At 52.0% G+C, this 392-nt stretch carries 1 protein-coding gene; it reads left to right on the top strand.

The window, feature by feature from the left end:
• A partial coding sequence (locus M3223_RS24040) for a flavodoxin domain-containing protein (RefSeq protein ID WP_251566317.1) occupies positions 1-319 on the top strand: 319 nt, incomplete at its 5' end.
• Positions 320-392 lie beyond the last annotated feature (73 nt).

Raw genomic sequence — 392 nt, 5'->3', positions numbered from 1 at the left:
CTGGGATCAGCTCGACGACCTGAACCTTGTAGGTAAAATTGTTGCGCTGTATGGGCTTGGCGATCAACTGGGATACGGCGAGTGGTTCCTCGATGCGCTCGGTATGCTGCATGACAAACTCTCGACCAAAGGCGTGAAGTTCGTCGGCTACTGGCCAACGGAAGGATATGAATTTACCAGCCCGAAACCGGTGATTGCTGACGGGCAACTGTTCGTGGGTCTGGCGCTGGATGAAACTAACCAGTATGACCTTAGCGACGAGCGTATTCAGAGCTGGTGCGAGCAAATCCTCAACGAAATGGCAGAGCATTACGCCTGATCTCACTGACGGCTTAGCGCATATGCTTTGCCGTCATCTTTATCTTTGCGTCTCTTGTTGCAACAAAATCCGC

This window comes from Paenibacillus pasadenensis, assembly GCF_023715725.1.
In the GTDB taxonomy this organism is placed as follows: Bacteria; Bacillota; Bacilli; order Paenibacillales; family Paenibacillaceae; genus Paenibacillus_O; species Paenibacillus_O pasadenensis_A.
Note: the sequence above shows the minus strand (reverse complement) of the source record. Positions and strands in the feature narration are given on the sequence as shown.